The organism is Paraburkholderia sp. SIMBA_030, from assembly GCF_046535245.1.
Lineage (GTDB): Bacteria > Pseudomonadota > Gammaproteobacteria > Burkholderiales > Burkholderiaceae > Paraburkholderia.
On sequence record NZ_JAWRXB010001036.1, the window covers coordinates 1 to 256 of the forward strand.

Here is a 256-nt window from a genome sequence, read left to right on the forward strand (position 1 = left end):
GCGTAGACAGCGTCGTCCACCGCGCAGACCTCATTGACAAGGGTGTCCCGACGTTCGCCCTGCAGAACATAGACCTTCCAGGGTTGGGTATTCGTACCTGACGCTGCTTGGCTTGCGACGCAGAGTATCTCTTTAATGTCCTTTTGGGCCACAGCTTTGTTGGGCAGGAACGCCCGGCAAGAGAAACGACCCTCAATGGCGGCTTGCACGCTCGTCGGGTCCTCTACTTCAACCGGGACGAGGGATGATATCAACG

Annotated in this window: 1 protein-coding gene; it reads right to left on the reverse strand. The window is 57.4% G+C overall.

Annotated elements, in window-relative coordinates; all coding sequences use genetic code 11:
• Positions 1-209 (reverse strand): nitroreductase family protein (locus SB772_RS43185; protein WP_410838920.1); only part of this gene is annotated, 209 nt, incomplete at its 3' end.
• Positions 210-256: the final 47 nt, after the last annotated feature.